Origin of the sequence: Streptomyces hygroscopicus, from assembly GCF_026168105.1 — a bacterium.
Classification (GTDB): domain Bacteria; phylum Actinomycetota; class Actinomycetes; order Streptomycetales; family Streptomycetaceae; genus Streptomyces; species Streptomyces hygroscopicus_D.
In genome coordinates this window covers 14,017-39,155 of the sequence record NZ_LBMW01000026.1, presented here as the reverse complement: position 1 = coordinate 39,155, position 25,139 = coordinate 14,017, and the positions used below count along the sequence as shown (strand labels likewise).

The window sequence follows — 25,139 nt, the reverse complement described above, 5'->3', positions numbered from 1 at the left end:
GCATTGCGGGTCTCTTACGGTCCTCGACGGCCGGAACGCAGGTTCGGGGACCGTCCTTCCGCGGGTTCCGGGCCTGGGCCCAGCCGGACTCGGGCGGACGGACAACGGATTTGTCGCTTGTGTGCGCGGTCACGACGCTTCATCTTCCTTCTGATCCCTTGGCCGCGGGGTGTCCTGCCTCATCCCCCTGGCGCATGGTGGCCGAGTCCCCACCGAGGGCGGAGGGAAACGTCACGCGGCCATCAGCCGGCCCCGGGACGCGGCGTGGGCGCGGCGCGAGCCGCCGATCCCGACGCGCGCGCCTGGTCCTCGTAGAGGTGGATGATCTCCTCCACCGACAGTCCCTTGGTCTCCGGCAGACAGACGAACACGAACAGGACCGCGAGCAGGCACAGTCCGGAGAAGCAGACGAGCACCCAGCCCAGGCCGATGGCGCCCTGCCAGGAGGGGAACACCTCGATGAGCGCGAAGTTGGCCACCCAGTCCGCCATGGCACAGATGGAAGCGGCCCGCCCGCGGACCGCCGTGGGGAACGTCTCGCCCTGGATCAGCCAGCCGGTGCCGCCGACGCCGACGGCGAACCCGGCGATGAACAGGTCGAGGCCGGTCATGACCACCACGATCTCCGCCGTGCCGTGCAGCAGCCCCAGACCGACGGCCGCGAGCAGCGCGGCGACCGCCATCCCGGCGTAGGCACCCATCGCCAGCCGACGGCGCCCGATACGGTCGATGTACTTGAAACCGAAGTACGTCGCGGCCACGTTAACCGCGGTCATGATCGCCGTGACCTCGACACCGGCGATCGCCGCGTCCACCGCCTTGCCGTGGCCGCCCGTCTGGAAGAGGGGCGCCAGCAGATGCGGCCCGTAGTACAGCGGGACGTTGATGCCGGTTATCTGCTGGAAGACGAAGAACCCGGAGACCACCAGCACCGCCCGGCGCACGCCGGGAGTCCAGTGGCTGACCCGCTCCTGACCCCTGCGCCTGCGGTCCTCCTCCTCGAACGCCGCCGCCGTGCGCTCGATATGATCCAGCGGTACGTCGATTCCCAGCTTCCCGAGAGCGGTGCGCGCGTCCTCGTACCGGCCCTGCTGCAGCAGCCACCGGGGCGACTCCGGCATACGGGTGCGCAGCACGAGGGCGGCGAGCGCGGGAACCGCACCGAGACCGAACATCAGCCGCCAGTCGTACCCGTAGGCGTGCCCGGGCATGGCGCGCAGAACCACCAGGGCGACCAGATAGGAGGTCAGGATACCGACCGTGATCATCCACTGTTGCAACATGCTCAGCGCTCCCCGCCGGTCGGAGGGCGCGTACTCGGAGATGTACGCCGTCGCGATCGCCGAGTCCGCCCCGATGGCGAGCCCGATCAGCGTCCGGGCGGCGATGAGCACCCCCGCGTTCCAGGTGAAGGCGGACAGCAGGGCGCCCGACGCATAGATGCCGGCGTCGATCACGAGCAGCGACTTGCGGCCGAACATGTCCGTCGCAGGCCCGGCTGCGATCGCGCCGACCGCGGCGCCCACCGAAGCGCCGGCCACGAGGTAGCCCAGCGCGAAACCACTGAGGTGATAGGGCACGAAGTCGAGCGCGGAGCCGATGTTGGCCGTGTCGTAGCCGAACAGGAAGCCCCCGAGTGTCGCCAGCAGGGTCAGCGACCAGTAGAACGATGTGGGCGGCCGGCGGTCCAGCGCGGCCAGGACGTTGTCGCTCCCGTTGGGCTCGGGAGGCCGGTCACTTTCGGTTATGTCGCTCACATCCTGACCGGGTACCCGGCTCCCGGAGCCCAAACGCCGGACATCGCGGTTCCGGGCGGTGGCCGTGGAAACCGCAGACGGCGGTGACGGGTGACGGCGGTAACGGCGGCGACGGGTGGCAGCGGTACCGCGGTGACGGGTGACGGCGGTAGCGGGGGGCATGCGCGACCGGAGCACGCGACCGGAGCACGCGACCGGAGCATCGGAGCCGTTCTCGTCGCCGAGGGGGAACGGCTGCGCGTGCCGGTCGGCGACCTTGGGGCGCCCTCGGACGGGGTATCCGCCCTAGCCCAGGGGGGCCGTGCGCCGCCAGGGCCGTAGGGTCTCCAACTGACCGGCCACATCCAGCAGTTCGAGCTCCGATCCGGGCCGTCCCACCAGCTGTACCGCGCAGGGCGCGCCGTTCGGGAGGGTGCCGAACGGGACTGCCATCGCCGGCCAGCCCGTGAGGTTCCACGGGGGCGTCATGGGGGAGTAGTTCGTGTTGGCCAGCAGATTGAGCAGCCAGCCCCGTTCGTGCCAGGGCGCGGCGGCCGGGCCCCTGCGGGCGAGAGCGGGGGTCAGCAGTACGTCGTGCGCCGCGAAGAACGGCTCCATACGGCGGCGCAGTTGCTCCCGGCGCGCACCGGAACGCACGCTCTTCACCAACCGGCGGCCAACCGTCGCGTGGACGCGGGTGCGCCGGGTGAGCCTCCGGGGGTCGAGTCCCTCGGCGTCGACCGCCGTACCCGCCGTCCAGTGCGCCAGCGACGTCGTGCCCAGCCACCAGGGATAGGGCGGTTCGGCCGGACGTACGTCGTGGCCCGCCCTGGTGAGCAGGGCAGCCGCGTCACGGGCCGCGTCGGCGTACGGGCGGCTCACGCCCACGCCGAGCAGGGGGCTGCGCAGTGAGAGCGCGATCCTGCGCGTGGCGGGTTGCCGCGCACGGGCGTCCCGGTGGTCCGCGAGGACCTCGAACATCAGCCGCGCGTCCTCGACCGTCGTCGCCAGCGGGCCGTTCTCGGACATGCCGAACCAGTCGCCGTCACTGATGCCCGCCGGTATCGTCCCATGGCCCGGCTTGATGGTGACGAGCCCGCAGTTGGCGGCCGGGATCCGCAGCGAGCCCATTCCGTCGTTGCCGAGCGCGATCGGCACCATGCCGGCGGCCACCGCCGCGGCGCTGCCGCCGGAGGAGCCGCCCGCCGTGCGGGTGGTGTCCCACGGGTTGCGAGCCGTCCCGTGCACCCCGTCCGTGGTGCCGAAGACGCACAGCTCGGGCACGTTCGTCAGGCCTACGACGACCGCTCCGGCCGCCCGCAGCCGGGCCACCGTGACGTGGTCGTGGTCCGCTGGGGTGTCCGGGGTCGCGGCCGACCCGATGCGGGTGGACTCACCGCGTACGGCCAGGTTGTCCTTCACGGCCACCGGAACGCCGGCGAGGGGGAGTTCGGACAGATCCGCGCGGTTTGCGACCTGGTCGGCCTCGGCGAGGGCGGCGTCCCCGCGCAGTCGGCGGAAGGCGCCCACACGGCCCTCCAGCCGTTCGATCCGCGCGAGGTGCTCGGCCACCACCTCGTGCGGTGTGGCCCGCTTCTCCCGTACGGCGGCGGCGATCTCGGCGGCGGTCCGGCCGACCCAGCTGGTCACGGGCGCTCCCTGTCGGTGCTCGGCATGGTTGAGAGGGGACGTACTCGCGAGTACGAGCAGCACTGTGCCCTGACGGGGACGTCACGTCGAGGGCCTGACGGTCGCATGTCACCAGCGTCACGAGGGCGCGGTCGTCACCAGCGTCACGAGAGCCGCGGTCGTCACCGCGTGGAATGCGGGCCGCGGTCGTCACCGCGTGGAATGCGGGCCGCGGTCGTCACCTCGTGGAATGCGGGCCGCGGTCGTCACCGCCGGCGCGACGGCACCCGTCTACGCGCGCCGCACGACTCCCGTACTCTCCCGTTCGATCAGTCGCGGCACCGGAACCCGCACCGCCCGGGACGGGCCGCCGTCCAGCAGGGAGGTCAGTTCCCGTGCCGCCGTGCGGCCGAACTCCGGCGTGTCGCGGGAGAGTGCGGACAGCCACGGCTTGACCATGCGGCACAGCGCCGAGTCCTCCCAGGCGACCACCGACACATCGGCAGGCACCGAGAAGCCCAGTTCGGTGGCTGCGGCGACCCCCGCGAGTGCCATCACGTCGTTGTCGTAGACCAGCGCGGTCGGGGGAGTCTCCTGCGTCAGGACGCGGCGTGTGACGGCCGCACCCTCGGCGTCCGAATAGTCCGTGGTCACCGACCGCACCTCGGCCAGGGCGCGCCGCTCGGCCTCGGCACGCAGCGCCCGGATACGGCGCTCGGTGTGCGCGAGGCCCGGCAGGCCCGCGATGTGCACGATCCGGCGGTGGCCCAGCGCGTACAACTGGCCGACGATGGCGGCCATCGCCCCCGCGTCGTCCGCCCAGAGGGTCGACAGCCCGGGGTGACGTGCGTCGGGCACACCGCCGACGACCACGGCGGTCAGGCCGAGTTCCTCGAGCAGGCCGGGGCGTGGATCGTCCGTCCGCGGGTCCACCACCAGTACGCCGTCCACCCGGTGCTCGGCCCACCAGCGCCGGTAGACCGCGCACTCGGCGTCCACGTCCTCGACCACCTGGAACAGCAGGCCGAGTTGACGCTCCGCCAGCACTTCCTGGATGCCGGAGATCAGCTGGAGGAAGAAGGAGTCGACGCCCAGGGTGTCGGCCGGGCGCGCGACCACCAGGCCGACGGTGGCCGCACCCTCGCCGGAGAGCTGCCGCGCCGCCGTGCTCGGCCGCCAGCCCAGTTGCTCGGCGACGCGGCGCACCCGGTCGCGGGTGACCTCGGAGACGCCCGGTCGTCCGTTGAGCGCGAAGGAGACGGCGCTCTCGGAGACTCCCGCCCGCCGCGCGATGTCCTTCATGGTCGGTCGGCGTGCGGGGGACCGCTTGGCTGTCACGTTGCTCCCCATTTCTCCGCGGTGATGACTGACGCGCAGAACTAAAGCGCTTGAGCGCAAGAACCCTAAAGCGCATTAGCTGAGAATGGCAAGTTCTCATCCGTAACCCCCTTGACCTGTACTGATGTTGAGCCAATTTCTTTAGCCGCCGCGAATGCATTGACTTTCTCCGAACGTGCCCGGCAAGGTCGCTTGCACCCCGCGCCGCCGACACCGCAAGGGAGCCGTGTCACCGTGCCCACACCCCGCAGAGCACTCGCCGCCGTCGTCGTTGCCGCCGTCCTCCTGCCGCTGAACGCCTGCGGCTCCTCGGACGGCGGCGGTTCGACGGACGCCTCCGGCAAGGTCGAGGGCGACATCACCTTCCAGACCTGGAACCTGCGCGCCAACTTCAAGTCGTACTTCGAGGGACTGGTCGCCGGCTTCGAGAAGAAGTACCCCGGCACTCATGTGAAGTGGATCGACCAGCCCGCCGAGGGCTACGCCGACAAGATCAGCGCGGACGCGGCCGGGGGCACCCTGCCCGACGTCGTCAACGTCTCGCCCGACCTGGTGGCCCCGCTCGCCAAGGCAGGGCTCGCCCTTGATCTGGACAAGGCGGCGGCCCCGTACAAGCCGGAGTACCTGGACGGGGCCTGGAGCAGCCATCGGATACCGGGCATGACCGGGACGTACGCCTTTCCCTGGTACCTGAACACCGGCCCGCTCTTCTACAACAAGAGACTCTTCAAGGAGGCCGGACTCGACCCGAACAAGCCCCCGAAGACCTACGCCGACCTCTTTGCCGACGCCCTGCAGATGGCGAAGCAGAGCAACGGCAGGGTCGCCACGCTCGCCAACGTGCCCACCGTCGAGGACTTCGGCCGCTACGGCGTCGAGCTGATGAACGAGCAGGGCACCGCCTTCGCCTTCAACGACACCAAGGGCATCGAACTGCTCACCAGGTACAAGGAGTTGTACGACGCCAAGGCGCTGGATCCGGAGGCCCTGACCGCCACCCCCGAGTCCTCCGGCAGGAAGTTCCTGACCGAGGCCGTCGCCATGAACCCGGGCAGCGCGCTGGACCTGGGCAACTTCAAGAAGCAGGCACCCGGTCTGTACAGGAACATCGGGATCACCGACCAGATCACCAGCACCGGCCACGTCAACATGTATGTGATGGGCGTGATGGTCAACTCCCGCACCAAGCACACGCCCGCGGCGGTCGCCTTCGCACACTACGTCACCGACGCACAGAACCAGATGTCGTTCGCGAAGAAGGTGGCGATCTTCCCGAGCACCGCCGGTTCGCTCGACGACCCGTACTTCACCAAGGGGGACGGCACCGACGAGACCCGGGTGCGCATCGCCGCCGCCACGTCCCTGAAGAGCGCCGTGAACTACACGCCCGTGCTGTTCAGCGAGCAGATGAAGACCGCGCTGCGCAACGAGGTCGCCAAGGCGTTGCAGGGCAAGGAGAGGCCCAAGGCGGCGCTCGACAACGCTGTCAGGGCCTGCGACCAGCTCCTCAAGCAGCAGGGCTGAGCCGTCATGGCCACTTCCGTCGTGTCCCGGGCGCGACGCCAGCTGCCCCTCAGCCCGTGGCTGTTCGCCGCACCGGGACTGCTGGTCACTGGCGCCTTCATCCTCTATCCGTTCGTCTCCACCCTGGTCAACGCGTTCACCGACCGACGCACCCTGGTCCCGGGCCGCTTCGTGCGCCTCGCCAACTTCCGCGAGGTGCTGCACGACGACACGTTCTGGACCGGCCTGCGCAACAGCGCGTTGTACGTCGTCGGGGTCGTCCCCGCGCTCGTCGTCCTGCCCCTGCTGCTCGCCCTGCTCGTGCAGAAGAACATCCCGGGCATCGCGTTCTTCCGCTCGGCCTTCTACACCCCCGTCGTCGCCTCCATCGTCGTGGTGGGCCTGATCTGGGTGTGGGTGCTGGACGAGCGCGGTCTGGTGAACTCCCTGCTGGCGGCCATCGGCATCGGCCGGGTCGGCTTCCTCGGCGACCAGTGGCTGCTCCTGCTGAGCGCCATGGCCGTCACGGTCTGGAAGGGCCTGGGCTACTACATGATCATCTACCTGGCGGCGCTGGCCAATGTGCCGCGTGAGCTGCACGAGGCCGCGGCCGTGGACGGCGCGGGCCCGGTGCGCCGCTTCCTCACGGTCACCGTGCCCGCCGTCCGCTCCACCATGGTGCTGGTCGCCGCGCTTTCCTCGGTCGCCGCCTTCAAGGTGTTCTCCGAGGTCTATCTGATGGCGGGCCCGGCGGGCGGTCCCGCGGGGGAGGACACCACGCTCGTCATGCTCGTCCAGCGCACCGGAACCGGCCTGACCGGCCGCGTCGGCTACGCCTCCGCCCTCTCGATCGTCGTCTTCGTGGTCACCGTCGCGCTGATGCTGCTCGTGCTGCGCGTGGACCGGAGGGAGGACACGTGAGCGTCCTGGAGAAGGTACGTCCCGCCTTGCCACCGGCCGCCGCCGCGCGCGAGCCCCGGATCACCGATGAGCACGGCCGTCGCGTCCGCGGATGGGAACTCGTCCTGCGTTACACGCTGTTGATCGCCGTACTGGCCCTGACCGTCGGTCCGTTCGTGTGGCAGCTGTCCACCTCGCTCAAGGGGCCGACCGAGGACATCTTCGGCTCCCCGCCGAGGTTCCTGCCCGCTCACCCGACGCTGCACAACTACGCGCGCGTCGCCGACACCATCCCGGTGTGGGACTACGCCCTCAACTCGCTGAAGGTGGCCGGCGCCAACGTCGTGACCAACTGCGTCGGTTCCGCGCTCGCGGGCTATGCGCTGGCCCGGCTGCGCTACCGCGGCCGGGCGGCCGCCACCCTCGCCTTCGTCCTGGCGATGCTGGTCCCCGTGGAGGGCATCATCATCGCGCAGTTCACCACCATGCGGGAGCTCGGCCTCAACAACACGCTGATCGGCGTCGTCCTGCCGGGCAGCATCGGCGCGATGAACGTGCTGCTGTTGCGCAACGCCTTCCGGAGCCTGCCCCACGAGATGGAGGAGGCCGCCTTCGTCGACGGCGCCAACGTCTGGCAGCGGTTCCTGAGGATCGCTCTGCCGTCGGTGAAGGGAACCCTCGCCGTCGTGGCCGTCTTCGCGTTCATGGGCGCCTGGGACGACTTCCTGTGGCCGCTGATCGTGCTGAGCGACCCGTCCAAGTTCACCCTGACCATCGGACTCAACTACCTGCACGGCACCTTCGCCAACGACGAACGCCTCGTGGCAGCGGGCACGATCATCGCGGTCGCGCCGCTCATCGCCCTCTTCGCCTGTCTCCAGCGGTACTTCTTCCGCGGCGTCGGCGAGGGCGCCGTCAAGGGCTGAACCTCCGCGCGTGCACCACCGTTCGAAGGAACCCAAAGGACCAGCATGCCTTCTGCCGTGCGCTTCGGCGTCAACTACACCCCGAGTGAAGGGTGGTTCCACCACTGGCTCGACTTCGACCTGGACTGCGTACGCGCGGACCTCGACTCCATCGTCGCCCTGGGAGTCGACCACATCCGGGTCTTCCCGCTGTGGCCATACTTCCAGCCCAACCGCACCCTGATTCGCCCGCGCGCCGTCGAGCAGCTCGTCGCGCTCGCCGACGCGGCCGCCGAGCGCGGACTCGACGTCAACGTGGACGGGCTGCAAGGCCACCTGTCCAGCTTCGACTTCCTTCCCGCCTGGACGCGGACCTGGCACCGGCGCAACATCTTCACCGATCCCGAGGTGGTCGAGGGGGAGGCCGTGTATCTGCGCACCCTCGCCGCCGCCCTCGCCGACCGGCCGAACTTCATCGGGATGACGATCGGCAACGAGGTCAACCAGTTCGCCGCCCGACCGCACCCCGACCCGGACCGCATCACCTCCGAGCAGGCAGAGCTGTGGCTGAGCCGGCTGCTGTCAGCCTGCGCCGAGGGCGCCCCCGGCAGGCTCCACCTGCACGCCTCGTACGACGCCGCCTGGTACCAGGACGACCAGCCCTTCACCCCCGAGCACTCGGCCCGCCTGGGCGATCTCACCGCCGTTCACTCCTGGGTGTTCAACGGCACCGCCCAGCGCCACGGCCGCAGCGGCACCGCCACCGAGCACCACGCCGCCTATCTCATCGAGCTGTCCAAGGCCTGGGCCGAGGACCCGCACCGCCCGGTCTGGCTCCAGGAGGTCGGCGCCCCCGCCCCCCTGATCCCCGCCGGGCACGCGGCAGCCTTCGCCGAGGCGACCGTCGCGGCCGTCCTCGACTGCCCCGATGTCTGGGGTGTGACCTGGTGGTGCTCGCACGACGTCAGCCGCGACCTCGCCGACTTCCCCCGGCTCGAGTACGGCCTCGGCCTGTTGACCAACGACCGACGTCCCAAGCCCTCGGCTGCCACCCTCACCCGGATCATCAAGGAGCATCCGGCGTCAGGGCCCGCCCCCCGCACCACCGCACTGGTCGTCGACACCACCGCGGGCCGATGGGTCTGCGCCCCGGGCGGCCCGGTGTTCGAAGCCTTCGCCCGGCTGACGGCCGACGGGGCCCGCCCCACCACCGTGCTCGCGAGCCGCGCCCACGACCGGGACCACCTCGCGGCCCGTGGCATCACCGACGTCGTCACCCCCGACCAGGTCACCAAGTAGCCCGTCCCCCACCGTCCCCCGACGAAGCGGAGCACACCGTGAACCTCAGCAGACGCACGGTCCTCCAGGCCGGAGCGGCGGCCGCGCTCACTCCCGCGCTGCCCACGCCCACCGCGCCGGCGGCGGCCCGCGACCTCCGGCCCTACGCCTCCTACTGGTACCCCGACTCCCTGCCCTCCGGCACCCCCGGCCCGGGCATCAGCTGGCGAAGCCTGAAGAACTGGAGCGCGGCCACCGACCCGGACCTGGCCTTCAACGCCGCCTCCGTACCGCTCGCCGCCCGCTTCACCCCGACCCCCGCCAACACCACTGCCCGCTCGGGCCAGGCCCGCATCCAGTCGCTGGTCTCCTTCGGGCCCACCTCCGGCAACCCCTCCCAGGGCGCGCCCACCGCCGACTTCTACGCCCTCACCCACTGGGCCTACCTGGACGAGCTGGTCTTCTGGGGCGGCTCCGCGGGCGAGGGCCTGATCCTCGCCCCCAACGCCCCCGTCGTCGACGCCGCCCACCGCCACGGCGTCCCGGTCATCGGCACCGTCTACCTGCCGCCCGTCGCCTACGGCGGACAGCTCCAGTGGACCCGTGACCTGGTCCGGAAGGACAGCACCGGGCACCACCCGCTCGCCGCGCAACTCGTCGCCGTCGCGGACGCATACGGCTTCGACGGATGGTTCGTCAACGCCGAGACCGGCGGCGGGGACAGTGCGCTCGGCGCCGACATGCTCGGCTTCGTCAAGGAGCTGAGGGAGCTCGGCACGGCCAAGGGGCTGCGCGTCACCTGGTACGACGCGATGACCGTGAACGGCACGGTGGCATGGCAGGGTGCGCTCGACAGCCGGAACCAGGCGTTCTTCCAGGCCGCCGACTCGATGTTCGTCGACTTCCGCTGGTCGAAGAGCTCGCTGTCCTCCTCGGCGAGACGGGCCGGGCGGCTCGGACGCAGCCGCTACGACCTGTGGGCGGGCATCGACGTGGAGGCGGGAGGCACGGGCACCTCCGTGAACTGGGACGCGATCGTACCGGCCCCCTCCGCGCACATCACGTCCATCGGCTTCTACCGGCCGGAGTGGACCCGCAACCATCTGCCCGCGAGCCGCACGCCCGGTGACTTCCACACCGCCGACGACCTCTTCTGGACCGGCGCGTCCCTCGACCCGTCGCGGCCCGACACCACGGCGAGCTGGCGGGCACCGGCCGTGTCCGTCGCCGACCGCTCGACCGTCACCGCGCTCCCCTTCGCGACCGTCTTCAACACCGGGCACGGCCTGAAGTGGTACGAGGCCGGCGAGATCACCTCGGACACCGCCTGGAACCACCTCGGCCTCCAGGACCGGCTGCCCTCGCGCCGCTGGGCCGTCCGCACGAACGGCTCCCGGCCCACCGTCGCGTTCGACTTCGCCGACGCCTGGCGCGGCGGCAGCAGCCTGCTGGTCTCCGGCGCCCTCGACGCCCCGGCCACGCTGCACCTGTACTCGACCCGGCTGCCGATCGGCCCGCAGACGGTCGTCGAGCTGACCCATCGGCTCGACGCGGGCGACGCGCGGGTGGAGCTGGCGGTCGCCACCGCCGAGCCGGGCGCACCCGGTCGGGCTCCCTCGTACACCTATTTCCCCGTGGCCGCCGCAGACGGCTGGCGGACCACGACCGTGCCGCTGACCGGACTGTCCGGAGCGGTGCGCGCGCTCGCCGCACGTCTCTTTGGCGGCGGCGGCCAGGTGCGCTGGCGGCTGGGCAGGCTCGCGGTCCGCGACACGGCTACCACCCCGGCCGCCCCCACCGGCCTGCGCGTCACCGACGCGGACGGCGGCGGCATGCGCTTCGCCTGGCAGCCCGCCCCCGGCCACGTCCGCCACTACGAACTGCACCGGGTCCTGCCCGACGGCACACGCCGCTTTCTGGGCGGAACCTGTCAGTACGCGTACTACGTCGGGGGGCCGGCCGGACCGGCCGCGGATCAGGGCGAGAGCACCGCACGGTTCGAACTGCGCGCGGTCGGGGAGCTCTACAACGTCTCCACTCCCGCCACGACCGTCCACCGCTGGTAACACCCGGTGTACCGCACACTCACTCCACGGAGCGCACCATGCATGACGACCGCACCCTGGTCGAGGCCCGCCTCAGGCGTGTCCTCGACGAGCGCATCCGCCCCGCCGTGTACCCCGAGTCCGTACCGCTGAAGGTGGCCGTGTGGCATGCGCCCGGCGAGCCCGTGCCGGTCGCCGAGGGCCTGGCCGCCCCGGCCGAACCGATCGCGGTGGGCACACGCTGGGGCGCCCCGTGGGGAACCAGCTGGTTCCGGGTGACCGGGACCGTGCCCGAGGCCTGGGCCGGGAGAAACGTCGAGGCCCTGCTGGACCTGGGTTTCGACGAGAACATGCCCGGCTTCCAGTGCGAGGGGCTGGTCTACCGCGCCGACGGCACCCCGGTGAAGGGGCTCAACCCACGCAACCAGTGGGTGCACATCGGCTCTCCCGTCAAGGGCGGCGAGGCGGTGGAACTGCACATCGAGGCGGCGTCCAATCCGGTGATCCTGGACTACCACCCCTTCGTGCCCACGCCGCTGGGTGACAAGGAGACCGCGGGCAGCGAGCCGCAGTACCGGCTTGCGCGCATGGACCTCGCCGTCTTCGACGAGACCGTGTGGCAGCTCGTCCTCGATCTGGAGGTGCTCGGTGAGCTGATGGCCGAGCTGCCGGTGGACTCGGGGCGGCGCTGGGAGATCCTGCGCGCGGTGGAGCGAGCGCTGGACGCGGTCGACCTGCAGGACGTGGGCGGGTCGGCCGAGCGGGCCCGTTCGCAGCTGGCCGAGGTCCTGGCGGCGCCTGCCGTTCCCTCCGCGCACCGCATCAGCGCCGTCGGGCACGCCCACATCGACTCGGCGTGGCTGTGGCCGCTGCGCGAGACGGTGCGCAAGGTGGCCCGTACGACGTCCAACATGACAGCGCTCATCGAGGACGAGCCGGAGTTCGTGTTCGCCATGTCACAGGCCCAGCAGTGGGCGTGGGTGAAGGAGCACCGGCCCGAGGTCTGGGCACGGGTGAAGAAGGCGGTCGCGGAGGGCCGGTTCGTGCCGGCGGGCGGCATGTGGGTGGAGTCGGACACCAACATGCCGGGCTCGGAGGCGATGGCCCGTCAGTTCGTGCACGGCAAGCGGTTCTTCCTCGACGAGTTCGGCATCGAGAACGAGGAGGCATGGCTGCCCGACACCTTCGGCTTCGCCGCCGGGCTGCCGCAGATCATCAAGGCGGCGGGCTCCAAGTGGCTGCTGACACAGAAGATCTCGTGGAGCCAGACCAACAAGTTCCCCCACCACACCTTCCTCTGGGAGGGCATCGACGGCACCCGCATCTTCACCCACTTCCCGCCCGTCGACACCTACAACTGCTCCATGAAGGGCAGCGAAATCGCCCACGCGGCACGGAACTTCAAGGACAAGGGGGTGGCACGGCACTCTCTGGCGCCGACCGGGTGGGGCGACGGTGGCGGCGGCACGACGCGGGAGATGGTCGCGAAGGCGGCCCGTCTGCGGAATCTGGAGGGCTCGGCGACGGTGGTGTGGGAAACACCGGCGGATTTCTTCCGGAAGGCGCAGGAGGAGTATGCCCACCCGCCGGTGTGGGTGGGCGAGCTGTACCTCGAACTGCACCGTGCCACGCTGACGAGCCAGGCGAAGACCAAGCAGGGCAACCGGCGCAGTGAGCACCTGCTGCGCGAGGCCGAGCTGTGGGCGGCAACGGCGGCGGTACGGTCCGGACTTCGCTATCCCTACGAGGAGTTGGACAGCATCTGGAAGACGGTGCTGTTCCACCAGTTCCATGACATTCTGCCCGGCTCGTCGATCGCCTGGGTGCACCGGGAGGCGCGGGCGACGTACGGACGGATCGCCGGCGAGCTGAACGGGATCATCGAGACGGCGCAGCGGTCACTGGCCGGCGAGGGAACTGTCCCGCTTGTGTTCAATGCGGCCCCGCATGCCCGTGCGGGGGTCCCGGCGGGCGGCGCCGGAACCCCCGTCGACCCGGGCGAGGTGTCGCTGGCGGCGCGGCCGGACGGCGGCTACGTGCTGCACAACGGACTGCTGCGGGTGGAGATCGACGCGCGGGGACTGGTCGTGTCCGCGTACGACCTCGAGGGCGACCGGGAGACGATCGCACCGGGGCGCGCCGCGAACCTGCTCCAGCTCCACCCGGACTTCCCGAACATGTGGGACGCGTGGGACGTGGACGCCTTCTACCGGAACACGGTCACCGACCTGGTGGACGCGGAGGAGGTCGTGCCCGGCGAGGACGGCGCCTCGGTCCGCGTCGTACGGTCCTTCGGCACGTCGCGGGTGATCCAGGTGCTGTCGCTGGCGCCGGGGGAGCGCCGGCTGGAGATCGACACGGAGGTCGACTGGCACGAGACGGAGAAGTTCCTGAAACTGGCTTTCCCGCTGGACGTGCACGCCGAACGGTACGCGTCCGAGACGCAGTTCGGGCACTTCCACCGGCCGACACACACCAACACCTCATGGGAAGCGGCCAAGTTCGAGGCGTGCAACCACCGTTTTGTGCACCTGGAGGAGCCCGGCTGGGGAGTGGCGGTGGTGAACGACTCGACGTACGGGCACGACGTGACCCGGACGGTAAGGGAGTCGGACTCCGGTACGACCACGACCGTCCGGGTCTCCCTGCTGCGTGCCCCGCGCTTCCCGGACCCGGAGACCGACCAGGGCGTCCATCTCTTCCGGCACGCCCTGGTGCCCGGCGCGGCGATCGGGGACGCGGTGCGCGAGGGCTGGCGCATCAACCTGCCGGAGCGGCGGCTGACAGGTGCGGGCGCGGTGCGGCCGCTGGTGACCGTGGCGGAGGAAGCGGTGGTCGTGACGGCGGTCAAGCTGGCCGACGACGGCAGCGGTGACGTCGTCGTACGCTTCCACGAATCCCGCGGCGGCCGTACGACGGCAACGCTCACGGCGGACTTCGAACTCGCCGGGGTGACGGTGACAGACCTGCTGGAACGACCGCTCCCCGACGCACCGGCACCGTATCGCGAGTCCAGCCGGCTCACCCTGCGCATGCGGCCGTTCGAGCTGGTGACGCTGCGGCTCAGGAGGGCGTGACATCTCCTCGGTGGAGGGGCGGTCCTGCGTGGCTCTTAAGGGCTGTCCCGTAATCCCCGGCGGGCGCACGACGACAGCCACGGCACCTCGCTGCGTTGTCGGATCGACCGAATACGCCCAGTATGAGGACGACCCTCCGCCTTGCGATGCACCGCATCTGACGCCGCGCGCCGATCCACCGGGGATTACGGGACAGCCCTTAGCTGGGTGCGCAGCCACTCCTCGACCTCTCCCACATGCGCGGCCGCCGACGCCCGTGCCGCCTCCGGATCGCGGGCGGCCAGGGCGCGGTGGATCGCCGCGTGCTCACGGCGGGTGCGGGCGAAGGCGCCCTCCTCCTGGTAGCCGCGCCAGACCCGGGCGCGGAACGTGCGCGAGGACAGGCCCTCCAGGATCGCCGCCATCGTCTCGTTGCCCGCGGCGGCCGCGATCTCGCGATGGAAGGCGAGGTCGTGCGCCAGGATCTCCTCCGGGTCGTCCGTCGCGTTCATCGCCGTCAAGTGCTTCTCGACTTCCGAGAGCTGGTCGTCCGTGATGCGCGCCGCCGCGAGTGCCGTCGCCGTCGACTCCAGGACGCGGCGGATCTCCAGCAACTCGACCAGACGCGGTCCGCGCGAGAGGTCGGCCACCACACCGAACGTCTCCAGCAGGTCGCCCGCCTCCAGTTGGGTGACGTAGATGCCGGAGCCGTGTCGAGCCTCCAGCACACCGAGGACCGTGAGCGCGCGGATCGCCTCCCGCATCGAACTGCGCGAGATGCCCAGCCGGGCAGCCAGGTCGCGTTCCGTCGGCAGCCGCTGACCGGGCTCCAGCCGGCCCCCGGCGATCATCGCCTTGATCTGCTCGATGGCGCGGTGCGTCACGGTGCCCTTCTGCGGAGCGTTCGCAGCGGTCTCCGCCCCCGGCGCCCCGGTGGGTGTCTCGTCCACGCCACTCCTCCTGTCGCTGTGCGCCGCAGTCTATCCACCGATGTGGTCCGACCACTACGACCGAAAGGCGCGAAGATTGGCGCCACAGGGTGTTGGAAGGGCTGAGTGGTCTGATAAGTATGCGGGCAACTGCTCGACACGCTCGATGAGGAGCCGACAGATGGCCGGCAGAACAGCGCGGAACGGACGGCAAGGCAGGCGAACATCCTCGTGGGCGGTGCGTGCGGCGGCGGCGGCCGCCTGCGGCACCCTGGCGCTCACGGCATGTGGCAGCACCAAGGACACGGGCGGCTCCAGTACCGGAGGCGACGGCACGGGCAGGGTCGGAGTGATCCTGCCCCTGCTGACCTCGCCGTTCTGGCAGTCGTACAACGACTACGTGCCCAAGATGGCGACGTCCGAGGGCGTCGACGCCCTCAAGACCGTCAACTCCAACAGCGACCCCTCGCAGCAGATCACCGACATCAACAACGAACTCAACCAGGGCGTGAAGGGCCTGGTCGTCGCCCCACTGGACAGCGCCGCCATCCAGGCCGGGCTCGACCAGGCCGAACGCAAGGGCGTGCCCGTGGTCGCCGTCGACGTCGCACCCGACAAGGGCAAGGTCGCCATGGTCGTCCGCGCCAACAACGTCGCGTACGGCGAGAAGGCCTGTGACTACCTCGGCCGGCACATCACCAGCGGCAAGGTCGTGCAGATCATGGGCGACCTCGCCTCCGTCAACGGGCGCGACCGCTCCGAGGCCTTCCGCTCCTGCGTCAGGAAGAAGTACCCGAAGCTCCGGGTCCTGGAGATCCCCGCCAAGTGGGAGTCCGACACCGCGGCCTCCAAACTCGACACGCTCCTGAACGCCAACCCCGACATCAAGGGCATCTACCTCCAGGCCGGAGGCGTCTATCTCGCGCCCACCCTGCAGACCCTCAAGTCCAAGAACATGCTCAGTACGGCGGGCCGGGCGGGCCACATCGTCATCGTCTCCAACGACGGCATCCCGCAGGAGTTCGACGCCATCCGCAAGGGCGAGATCGACGCCACCGTCTCACAGCCCGCGGACGCCTACGCCAAGTACGGCATCTACTACATCAAGGCCGCGATGCAGGGCAAGACGTTCACGCCCGGACCCACCGACCACGACTCGACCATCGTCAAACTGCCCAACGGCATCCTCGAGGACCAGCTGCCCGCCCCGCTGGTCACCAAGGACAACGTCGACGACCCCAAGCTCTGGGGCAACACGGTCAAATGAGCATCCCACTGGTTCAGGCGCGGGGCATCGTCAAACGGTACGGCCCCACCGTCGCCCTCCAGGACGGCCGTCTCAGCGTGCTCCCCGGCGAGTCCCACGCCCTCGTCGGCCGCAATGGAGCCGGTAAGTCGACCCTGGTGAACGTGCTCACCGGCCTCCAGGCCCCCGACGAGGGCACGGTCCGATTCGAGGGCGAGCCCGCACCCCCGCTCGCCGACCGCGACGCCTGGCGCCGCAAGGTCGCCTGCGTCTATCAGAAGCCCACCGTGGTACCGGAGTTGACGGTCGCCGAGAACCTCCTGATCAACCGGCAGCCGACCCGGCGCGGCGGTCTCATCAGCTGGCGCAGGCTCAGGGCGGAGGCGGCCGAGGTCCTCGGCACCTGGGACGTGCAAGTGGACCCCGACGCCCGCACCGCCGATCTCAAGGTCGAGGACCGCCAGATGGTGGAGATCGCCCGGGCCCTCAGCTTCGGCGCCCGCTTCATCGTCCTCGACGAGCCGACCGCCCAGCTCGACAACCGCGAGATCGAGCGCCTCTTCACACGGATGCGCGCCCTGCAGGAGTCCGGTGTCACATTCCTGTTCATCTCGCACCACCTCCAGGAGGTCTACGAGGTCTGCCAGACCGTCACGGTCCTGCGCGACGCCCGCTGGATCACCACGGCTCCCGTCGCCGAGCTTCCACGAGCGGCCCTGGTGGAGGCCATGGCGGGAGAGGCCCTCGCCGACCGCGCCGCGACCGCACGGGACGTGGTCGTCGAGAACGCGCCGGTCGCCCTCGAAGCCCGGGGGCTCACCTCGGAGCCGTACGAGGACATCGACCTCGTCGTCCGCCATGGCGAGGTCGTCGGACTCGCCGGCGCCAGCGGCAGTGGAAAGACCGAACTCGCCGAGACCCTCGCCGGACTGCACACCCCGACCGGCGGCACGGCCCGGCTCGACGGCAGACCGCTTCCGTTCGGCGACGTACCGGCCGCGCTCGGGGCGGGTGTCGGATGCGTGCCCCGCGACCGGCACGAACAGGGCCTGGTGGCCGGGATGACCGTCGGCGACAACGCCACCCTGAGCGTCCTGGGGCGCCTCGGGCGGTACGGATTCGTCGGCGCCCAGCGCAAACGCGGCCTCGCCACCGAGCTGATCGAACGCCTCGACATCCATGCCGAGGGCCCCGACCAGCCCGTGTCCGACCTCTCGGGAGGCAATGCGCAGAAGGTCGTCATGGCGCGCGCCCTGGCCTCCGACCCCCGTCTGCTCGTTCTGATCAACCCCACCGCGGGCGTCGACGTGAAGTCCAAGGAGTCGCTGCTGGCCCGGATGGACAGCGCCCGCGAGGACGGCACCGCCGTGCTGGTCGTCTCCGACGAACTCGACGACCTGCGGCGCTGCGACCGTGTCCTCGTCCTCTTCCACGGCCGGATCGTCGCCGAGCACCCGGCGGGCTGGCACGACCACGAGCTGATCGCCTCCATCGAAGGAGTGGACCATGGCTGACACCAAGGCCCCGCCGCTCACGCCCGTCCCGGTCCCCGGCCCGCGCTCGGCCAAGGCCGTCCTGCTCCGCCGGGCGCGCGAACTCGCCCTGGTCCCGGCCCTGGTGCTGCTGATGGTGCTGGGCGCCTTCGTCAACGACTCGTTCCTCACCGAGCGCAACATCATCTCCATCCTGGGCGCCTCCGCCGCGCTCGCGATGGTCGTGCTCGCCGAATCGCTCGTGCTGATCACCGGCAGGTTCGACCTGTCCCTGGAGTCGGTGGTCGGAATCGCGCCGGCCGTGGGTGCCCTGCTCGTGCTGCCCGCGGCCCAGTCCGGCTGGGGCACCGAGCTCCCCACCGCTCTCGCGCTGCTCGCGATCCTCGTCGCCGGCGCGGCGATCGGCGCCTTCAACGGCATCCTCGTGGTGAAGTTCAGGCTCAACGCCTTCATCGTCACCCTCGCGATGCTGATCGTGCTGCGCGGTCTGCTGGTCGGCGCGACCAAGGGCAAGACGCTGTTCGGGATGCCCGACGCGTTCTTCACCCTGGCCACCACGACCTTCCTGCGCGTCCCGCTGTCCGTGTGGCTGGCCGCGGTCGCCTTCGCCGTCGCCGGTCTCGTCCTGCGCCACCACCGGGTCGGCCGCGCCCTGTACGCGATCGGCGGCAACGCGGACGCGGCCCGCGCCGCCGGCATCCGGGTCGAACGCGTGATGCTCGGTGTGTTCGTCGTCGCGGGCTGTCTGGCCTCGGTCGGCGGAATCATGCAGACCGGGTACGTGGGCGCGATCAGCGCCAACCAGGGCAACAACATGATCTTCACGGTGTTCGCCGCGGCGGTCATCGGCGGCATCAGCCTCGACGGCGGCAAGGGCACCATGTTCGGAGCCCTGACCGGAGTGCTCCTGCTGGGTGTCGTGCAGAACCTGCTCACCCTGGCCCAGGTGCCGTCGTTCTGGATCCAGGCCATCTACGGCGGAATCATCCTGGTCGCCCTGATGATCGCCCGTGTGACGACGGGCCGTGCCCAGGACTGACCTCCCTCGTACTTGTACGGCGCCGTACGACGTACGACCTCGTGCACGCCCGTACGCCCCGGACCGAAAGGCCTCCCGTGTCCCCAACTGCCGCCCGTATCACCGCGGTCGACACCTTCGACATCCGTTTCCCCACCTCGCGGGAGCTCGACGGCTCCGACGCGATGAATCCGGACCCCGACTACTCGGCCGCCTACCTCGTCCTCCGTACGGACACGGCCGACGGCCTCGAGGGGCACGGCTTCACGTTCACCATCGGGCGGGGCAACGAGGTACAGGTCGCCGCGATCGAGGCACTGCGCGGACACGTGGTCGGACGGACCGTGGACGAGGTGTGCGACGACCCCGGATCGGTCTTCCATGACCTGATCGCCGACAGCCAGCTCCGCTGGCTGGGGCCCGAGAAGGGCGTGATGCACATGGCGATCGGCGCGGTGGTCAACGCCGTGTGGGACATGGCGGCCAAGCGTGCGGGCAAGCCCTTGTGGCGGCTGCTCGCCGAGGCCGACCCGGAGTGGCTGGTCCGCCAGATCGACTTCCGCTACATCACCGACGCGCTCACGCCCGAGGAGGCGCTGGAGCTGCTGCGGCGCGGCAAGCAGGGTGCCGAGGAGCGCATCGCCCGGCTGCTGGCCCGGGGGTTCCCCGCCTACACCACCTCGGCCGGCTGGCTCGGCTACAGCGACGAGAAACTCACCCGGCTGGCAGCACAGGCGGTCGCCGACGGCTTCCGGCAGATCAAACTGAAGGTCGGCGCGGACCTCGCCGACGACGTACGCCGATGCCGGGTCGCCCGTTCCGCCGTCGGCCCCGGTATCCGCATGGCCATCGATGCCAACCAGCGCTGGAACGTCGACGAGGCGATCAACTGGACCAGGAGACTCGCCGAGTTCGAGCCGTACTGGATCGAGGAACCGACCAGCCCCGACGACGTCCTCGGCCATGCGGCGATCCGGGAGGCCGTGGCCCCGGTGAAGGTCGCCACCGGCGAACACGTCCAGAACCGCATCGTCTTCAAACAGCTCCTGCAGGCCGGGGCGATCGATGTCCTCCAGATCGACGCGGCCCGCGTCGGCGGTGTCAACGAGAACCTCGCGATCCTGCTGCTGGCCGCCAAGTTCGGGGTGCCCGTCTGCCCGCACGCGGGCGGGGTCGGGCTGTGCGAACTCGTCCAGCACCTGTCGATGTTCGACTTCGTCGCGCTGTCCGGCACGACCGACGACCGGGTCATCGAATACGTGGACCATCTGCACGAGCACTTCCTCGAGCCGGTGGTGATCCGGCGGGGCCACTACACGGCGCCCACCGCACCGGGCTTCTCGGCCGCCATGCGGCCCGAGTCCATCGCGCGGTACACGTTCCCCGGCGGCACCTTCTGGGCCGCCGACCTCGACCGCGAGAAGGGGCATGCGGCATGAGCGACTTCGAAGGCCTGGCGGCGCTGGTGACCGGCGGGGCCTCCGGCATCGGACGGGCCACTGCCGAACTGCTGGCCCGGCGCGGCGCCCGGGTGGCCGTCCTGGACCTCGATCCCGCGTCCGTGGACAAGCCCTTGCTCGGGTACCGGGCCGACGTCACCGACGACACCTCCGTGCGCACGGCCGTGGCTGCCGCCGTCGCCGAACTGGGCGGCCTGGACGTACTGGTCAACAACGCGGGCATCGGCGCTCAGGGCACTGTCGAGGACAACGACGACGAGCAGTGGCGGCAGGTGCTCGACGTCAATGTCCTCGGTGTCGTCCGCACCTCCCGCGCGGCACTGCCGCAGCTGCGCGCATCGGCGCACGCCGCAATCGTGAACACGTGCTCGATCGCCGCGACGGCGGGGCTGCCGCAGAGGGCGCTGTACAGCGCCAGCAAGGGCGCCGTCCTCTCGCTCACCCTCGCCATGGCCGCCGACCACGTACGCGAGGGAATCCGGGTCAACTGCGTCAACCCCGGTACCGTCGACACCCCGTGGATCGGCCGACTCCTCGACGCGGCCCCCGACCCGGTCGCCGAACGTGCCGCTCTCGAGGCCCGCCAGCCCACGGGCCGGCTGGTCACGGCGGCCGAAGTCGCCGGTGCCATCGCCTACCTGGCGAGCCCCCTGTCCGGCGCGACCACCGGGACCGCCCTCGCCGTGGACGGCGGGATGCAGGGCCTGCGGCTGCGCCCGGTGGCCCGGTGAGCGCCCTCGGCAGGAGCGGCGTCGAGGTCGGCGGGCTGGCCTTCGGCGCCGCCGGGATCGGCAACCTCTACACCGAGGTGAGCGAGGATCAGGCCCACGAGGCGGTTCGGACCGCCTGGCGGAGCGGGATCCACTTCTTCGACACGGCCCCGCACTACGGACTCGGCCTGTCCGAACGGCGCCTCGGTGCGGCCCTGCGCGAGCACCCCCGCACCGCGTACACGGTCTCCACCAAGGTGGGCCGCCTGCTGGAGCCCACGGACGCCGGCGGCGACGACCTCGCCCATGGCTTCGCCGTGCCCGCCACCCACCGCCGCGTCTGGGACTTCACCGCGGACGGCGTACGACGCAGTCTCGAAGCCAGCCTCGAACGGCTCGGCCTCGACCGCGTGGACGTCGTCTACCTGCACGACCCGGACGACCACGCCGAGCAGGCCTTCCGGGAGGGCTACCCGGCGCTGGAGGAACTGCGCTCGCAGGGCGTGGTGGGCGCGATCGGTGCGGGGATGAACCAGACGGAGATGCTCAGCCGGTTCGTACGCGAGACGGATGTGGACGTGGTGCTGTGCGCGGGCCGGTACACCCTGCTCGACCAGAGCGCACTGACCGAACTGCTGCCGGCGGCCGTCGAGCGCGGCGTGTCGGTCGTCATCGGGGGCGCGTTCAACTCGGGCCTGCTGGCCGACCCCCGCCCGGGTGCCACCTACAACTATGCTCCTGCAAAGGAGGAGTTGCTCCACCGGGCCCGGCGGCTCCGGACGCTTGCGGAGCGGCACGGCACCACGCTGCGGGCCGCAGCCCTGGCGTTCTGCTCGTCCCCCGCGGCCGTGGCGAGCGTGCTCGTCGGGGCGCGCTCGGCGGCCGAAGTCAGCGACTGCGCCGAGCAGTTCGCCACGACCGTACCGGATGCCCTCTGGCAGGAGCTGAAGGACACCGGCCTCCTGCCGGCCCATGCCCCCGTCCCCGCCGAGGAGCCGTCATGAGAGTCGCGCTGCACACCAAGGTCCGCGCCGACCGCATCGAGGAGTACGAGGCGGCCCACCGCGAGGTGCCGAAGGAGCTGACGGAGGCGATCCGGGCCGCCGGGGCGACCTCCTGGACGATCTGGCGCAGCGGGACGGACCTCTTCCACGTGCTGGAGTGCGAGGACTACCCGCGGCTGTTGGCCGAACTGGAGGATCTGCCGGTCAACGTGGCCTGGCAGGCGCGCATGTCCCGGTTGCTCACCGTCGTCCACGACTACTCCGGCGAGGGCGCCGACGCCGGCCTGCCCGTCGTGTGGGAGCTGCCGTGACGGTCGACGCCCACCACCACGTCTGGAGTCTCGGCGCCCGCGACCAGGACTGGATCACGGGACCCGAACTCGCGCCGCTGCGCCGTGACTTCACCATGGCGGACCTCGAACCCGAGGCCCGTGGCCTCGGTGTCGACCGGACCGTGCTGGTGCAGACGGTGACGGTGGCCGAGGAGACCCCGGAGCTTCTCGCTCTCGCGGACGCCACCGGCCTGATCTCCGCCGTCGTCGGCTGGACCGATCTCACCGCTCCCGACGTCGCGGACGCCCTCGCCCGGCTGCGGGAGGGGCCGGGCGGCCGGTGTCTGCGCGGCATCCGGCACCAGGTCCAGGGCGAGTCGGACCCCGGCTGGCTGCTGCGGCCCGATGTGCTGAGCGGCCTCGCCGCCGTCGCCGATGCCGGTCTCGTCTACGACCTGGTGGTCCTGCCGCACCAGCTGCCGGCCTGTGTCGACGCGGCGAGCGCGCTGCCGCGGCTGACGTTCGTCCTGGACCATATGGGCAAGCCGCCCATCGCCTCCGGGGCCCTGGAGCCCTGGGCCTCGGACATCCGTGCGCTGGCCGCCCTGCCCAACACCGTGTGCAAACTTTCGGGGATGGTGACGGAGGCCGACTGGAGGACATGGAGTCCGGCGGACCTGGGCCCGTACGCCGACATCGTGCTGGATGCCTTCGGCCCCGGCCGGCTGATGTTCGGTTCGGACTGGCCGGTGTGCACGCTGGCCGCCACCTACGCCGAAGTGGCGGACACGGCAGCGGGGTTGATCCAGGACCTCGGCGAGGGCGAGCGCGCACAGATCTTCGAAGGCACCGCCGCCCGCGTCTACCGACTGTGAGCCACCGGAGCGGCGAGCCGTGTCGGAGGCAGGTACTCCCGTACGTAGGTGCGGTCCCAGCAGGCCCCCGTCTCCCGCAGTTCGCGCCATGTCGTGAACCGGTAGCGGTACAGGCTCGCCCGCACAAAGCGCGGCGGGGCGTCCGGCGGGAACGGGGAGCGGCGCAGCAGCCGTAGCGTGTCGCGGTCGTTCTCCAGGAGGCGTTCGACCAGACCGCCGAACCAGGAGGCCGCGTATGCGGGGGAGAGCGCGGCGAACCACATCAGCCAGTCGAGCCTCAGGTGGTAGGGGGCGTACTGACGCGGCCAGCGGTGCGGGTCGCCCGGTTTCCCCTTGAACTCGTACTCCCGCCAGTCGGAATCCTCCCGGGGCAGGTCGTCCGCCGTGCCTTCGATCACGACCTCGTACCGGGTCCGGCCGACACTGCCGAAGGCGCCGTAGGTGTTGACCAGGTGCAGCGGGTCGAAGGAGCGGTTCATGACCTGGCTGCGGGAGATCATGTTCCGTACGGGCTGGTAGCTGAGGGCGACCAGACCCGTGCCGACCGACAGGACCACGACCTCGTACCACAGCGGCGGCCCGGACACATGCGGGGGAGCGGTGGGGAACTCGACCGCAGACAGGGCCAGCACGATCGTGATCCAGTTCAGCCAGGAGAAGTTGCCGGACAGCACCAGCCACAACTGGGTCAGGATCATCAGGGACGCGGTGGCCGTCGCGATGGGCTGCGGGGTGAACAGCAGTACGGGGACGAACAGTTGGGTGACGTGGTTGGCCGCCACCTCCACCCGGTGCAGCGGCTTCGGCAGATGATGGAAGAACCAGCTCAGCGGGCCCGGCATCGGCTGTGTCTCATGGTGGTAGTCGAGGCAGGTCAGCTGCCGCCAGCAGGCGTCCCCGCGTATCTTGATCAGTCCGGCGCCGAACTCGACCCGGAACAGGACCCAGCGCAGCAGGAACAGCACCACGATGGGCGGCGCGACCGTGTCGTTGCCCAGGAACACGGCGACGAAGCCGACCTCCAGCAGCAGGGACTCCCAGCCGAACGCGTACCAGGTCTGGCCGACATTGACGATCGACAGATACAGCGCCCACGGGATCAGCCAGAACAACATCCCGGCCCAGAGCGGCACTTGGGAGTCGACACCGGCGATCAGCGCCACGGACACCGCACACCCCGCCCACGACCAGAGGGCGAAGAACCGGTCCGAATAGTGGAAGTGGAAGACGCTCGGTGCCTGTTTGAAGGACAACCGGGCGAGGTAACGCGGCACCGGCAGCATCCCGCGCTCTCCCATCAGCGCACGGAACTGCAGTGCCGCGGTCAGAAAGGCGACGAGGTACACGACGGCCAGAGACCGCTGGAAGACCAGTCGGCTCAGCCAGTACTCGGGTGCGACGAACCACTCCACGGTGAACGCTCCTCTCCCTCCAGTGTGGCCCCGTACCCCGTGTGGGCCGATCGGCTCGTGACCGTGTGTGCCTCTTCGCTCGGCTTGCGTAACCGGTGTGAGTGCCGCAGACAATGGTCACGACATTGCCCGGGACGAAGCGGGAGAACGCGGTGAAGACGCCCATCGGGACGCGGACGGCGTCCGCCGGTACGCGGCAGGCGTCCGCCGGGCCATGCCAGGCGTCCGCCGGGCCATGCCAGGCGTCCGCCGGGGCGCTGAACGCGGCCGTCAGAGCCTTCGGTGCGGTCTGCGTCCTGTCGGCCGCCGCCCTGCTCTCCGCCGCCTGCG

19 protein-coding genes are annotated in these 25,139 nt (G+C 70.6%); 14 read left to right on the top strand and 5 right to left on the bottom strand.

Annotated elements, in window-relative coordinates; genetic code table 11:
- Positions 1-242: 242 nt before the first annotated feature.
- The 3 genes from AAW14_RS23710 to AAW14_RS23700 all read right to left on the bottom strand — a co-directional run bounded on the left by AAW14_RS23710 (position 243) and on the right by AAW14_RS23700 (position 4,703).
- Positions 243-1,757, bottom strand: a complete 1,515-nt coding sequence (locus AAW14_RS23710) for a sugar porter family MFS transporter (RefSeq protein ID WP_265565959.1) — start codon at positions 1,755-1,757, stop codon at positions 243-245.
- A 285-nt stretch (positions 1,758-2,042) separates the two neighbouring features.
- The gene (locus AAW14_RS23705; RefSeq protein WP_265565958.1) at positions 2,043-3,386 is read right to left on the bottom strand and encodes an amidase; all 1,344 of its coding nucleotides are present in this window, start codon (positions 3,384-3,386) and stop codon (positions 2,043-2,045) included.
- A gap of 270 nt (positions 3,387-3,656) precedes the next feature.
- Complete coding sequence (locus AAW14_RS23700) at positions 3,657-4,703, bottom strand: LacI family DNA-binding transcriptional regulator (RefSeq protein ID WP_265565957.1); 1,047 nt, start codon at positions 4,701-4,703, stop codon at positions 3,657-3,659.
- 234 nt (positions 4,704-4,937) lie between these two features.
- Between AAW14_RS23700 and AAW14_RS23695 the strand changes: the two genes are divergently transcribed.
- The 6 genes from AAW14_RS23695 to AAW14_RS23670 are packed head-to-tail and all read left to right on the top strand — an operon-like array spanning position 4,938 to position 14,411.
- Positions 4,938-6,227 carry an ABC transporter substrate-binding protein gene (locus tag AAW14_RS23695; RefSeq protein WP_265565956.1) on the top strand — a complete coding sequence of 430 codons (1,290 nt, stop codon included), beginning with the start codon at positions 4,938-4,940 and terminating at the stop codon, positions 6,225-6,227.
- Positions 6,228-6,233: 6 nt separating this feature from the next.
- A complete protein-coding gene (locus tag AAW14_RS23690; RefSeq protein WP_265565955.1) occupies positions 6,234-7,127 on the top strand; it encodes a carbohydrate ABC transporter permease in 894 nt (297 codons plus the stop codon).
- Positions 7,124-8,032 carry a carbohydrate ABC transporter permease gene (locus AAW14_RS23685; RefSeq protein ID WP_265565954.1) on the top strand — a complete coding sequence of 303 codons (909 nt, stop codon included), beginning with the start codon at positions 7,124-7,126 and terminating at the stop codon, positions 8,030-8,032. The genes AAW14_RS23690 and AAW14_RS23685 overlap by 4 nt, the downstream gene beginning before the upstream one ends.
- A gap of 45 nt (positions 8,033-8,077) precedes the next feature.
- Positions 8,078-9,310 (top strand): glycoside hydrolase 5 family protein, encoded by a 1,233-nt coding sequence (locus tag AAW14_RS23680; protein WP_265565953.1) that lies wholly within the window; start codon positions 8,078-8,080, stop codon positions 9,308-9,310.
- Positions 9,311-9,348: 38 nt separating this feature from the next.
- Complete coding sequence (locus AAW14_RS23675) at positions 9,349-11,355, top strand: endo-beta-N-acetylglucosaminidase (RefSeq protein WP_265565952.1); 2,007 nt, start codon at positions 9,349-9,351, stop codon at positions 11,353-11,355.
- 38 nt (positions 11,356-11,393) lie between these two features.
- Positions 11,394-14,411 carry an alpha-mannosidase gene (locus tag AAW14_RS23670; protein ID WP_265565951.1) on the top strand — a complete coding sequence of 1,006 codons (3,018 nt, stop codon included), beginning with the start codon at positions 11,394-11,396 and terminating at the stop codon, positions 14,409-14,411.
- Between the two features lie 185 nt (positions 14,412-14,596).
- On the opposite strand, the gene AAW14_RS23665 is transcribed toward AAW14_RS23670, so the two are convergent.
- Complete coding sequence (locus AAW14_RS23665; protein WP_265565950.1) at positions 14,597-15,340, bottom strand: FadR/GntR family transcriptional regulator; 744 nt, start codon at positions 15,338-15,340, stop codon at positions 14,597-14,599.
- A gap of 160 nt (positions 15,341-15,500) precedes the next feature.
- On the opposite strand from AAW14_RS23665, the gene AAW14_RS23660 reads away from it, so the two are divergent.
- The 8 genes from AAW14_RS23660 (at position 15,501) to AAW14_RS23625 (ending at position 23,397) form a co-directional block, all read left to right on the top strand.
- Positions 15,501-16,586, top strand: a complete 1,086-nt coding sequence (locus AAW14_RS23660) for a sugar ABC transporter substrate-binding protein (protein WP_265565949.1) — start codon at positions 15,501-15,503, stop codon at positions 16,584-16,586.
- Entirely contained in the window at positions 16,583-18,079 is a 1,497-nt protein-coding gene (locus tag AAW14_RS23655) for a sugar ABC transporter ATP-binding protein (RefSeq protein ID WP_265565948.1), read from the top strand. Before AAW14_RS23660 ends, AAW14_RS23655 begins: the two co-directional genes overlap by 4 nt.
- Positions 18,072-19,097: an ABC transporter permease gene (locus AAW14_RS23650; RefSeq protein WP_265565947.1), complete on the top strand. Its 1,026-nt coding sequence runs from the start codon at positions 18,072-18,074 to the stop codon at positions 19,095-19,097. The genes AAW14_RS23655 and AAW14_RS23650 overlap by 8 nt, the downstream gene beginning before the upstream one ends.
- 77 nt (positions 19,098-19,174) lie before the next feature.
- A complete protein-coding gene (locus tag AAW14_RS23645; RefSeq protein WP_265565946.1) occupies positions 19,175-20,515 on the top strand; it encodes an L-fuconate dehydratase in 1,341 nt (446 codons plus the stop codon).
- A complete protein-coding gene (locus AAW14_RS23640; protein ID WP_265565945.1) occupies positions 20,512-21,267 on the top strand; it encodes an SDR family NAD(P)-dependent oxidoreductase in 756 nt (251 codons plus the stop codon). The genes AAW14_RS23645 and AAW14_RS23640 overlap by 4 nt, the downstream gene beginning before the upstream one ends.
- Positions 21,264-22,250, top strand: a complete 987-nt coding sequence (locus AAW14_RS23635) for an aldo/keto reductase (protein WP_265565944.1) — start codon at positions 21,264-21,266, stop codon at positions 22,248-22,250. Before AAW14_RS23640 ends, AAW14_RS23635 begins: the two co-directional genes overlap by 4 nt.
- Positions 22,247-22,561: an L-rhamnose mutarotase gene (locus tag AAW14_RS23630; RefSeq protein ID WP_265565943.1), complete on the top strand. Its 315-nt coding sequence runs from the start codon at positions 22,247-22,249 to the stop codon at positions 22,559-22,561. The genes AAW14_RS23635 and AAW14_RS23630 overlap by 4 nt, the downstream gene beginning before the upstream one ends.
- Positions 22,558-23,397: an amidohydrolase family protein gene (locus AAW14_RS23625; protein ID WP_265565942.1), complete on the top strand. Its 840-nt coding sequence runs from the start codon at positions 22,558-22,560 to the stop codon at positions 23,395-23,397. Before AAW14_RS23630 ends, AAW14_RS23625 begins: the two co-directional genes overlap by 4 nt.
- Here the strand turns inward: AAW14_RS23625 and AAW14_RS23620 are convergent.
- Positions 23,385-24,809: a lipase maturation factor family protein gene (locus AAW14_RS23620; RefSeq protein ID WP_265565941.1), complete on the bottom strand. Its 1,425-nt coding sequence runs from the start codon at positions 24,807-24,809 to the stop codon at positions 23,385-23,387. The two genes, AAW14_RS23625 and AAW14_RS23620, sit on opposite strands and share 13 nt — an antisense overlap.
- Positions 24,810-25,139: the final 330 nt, after the last annotated feature.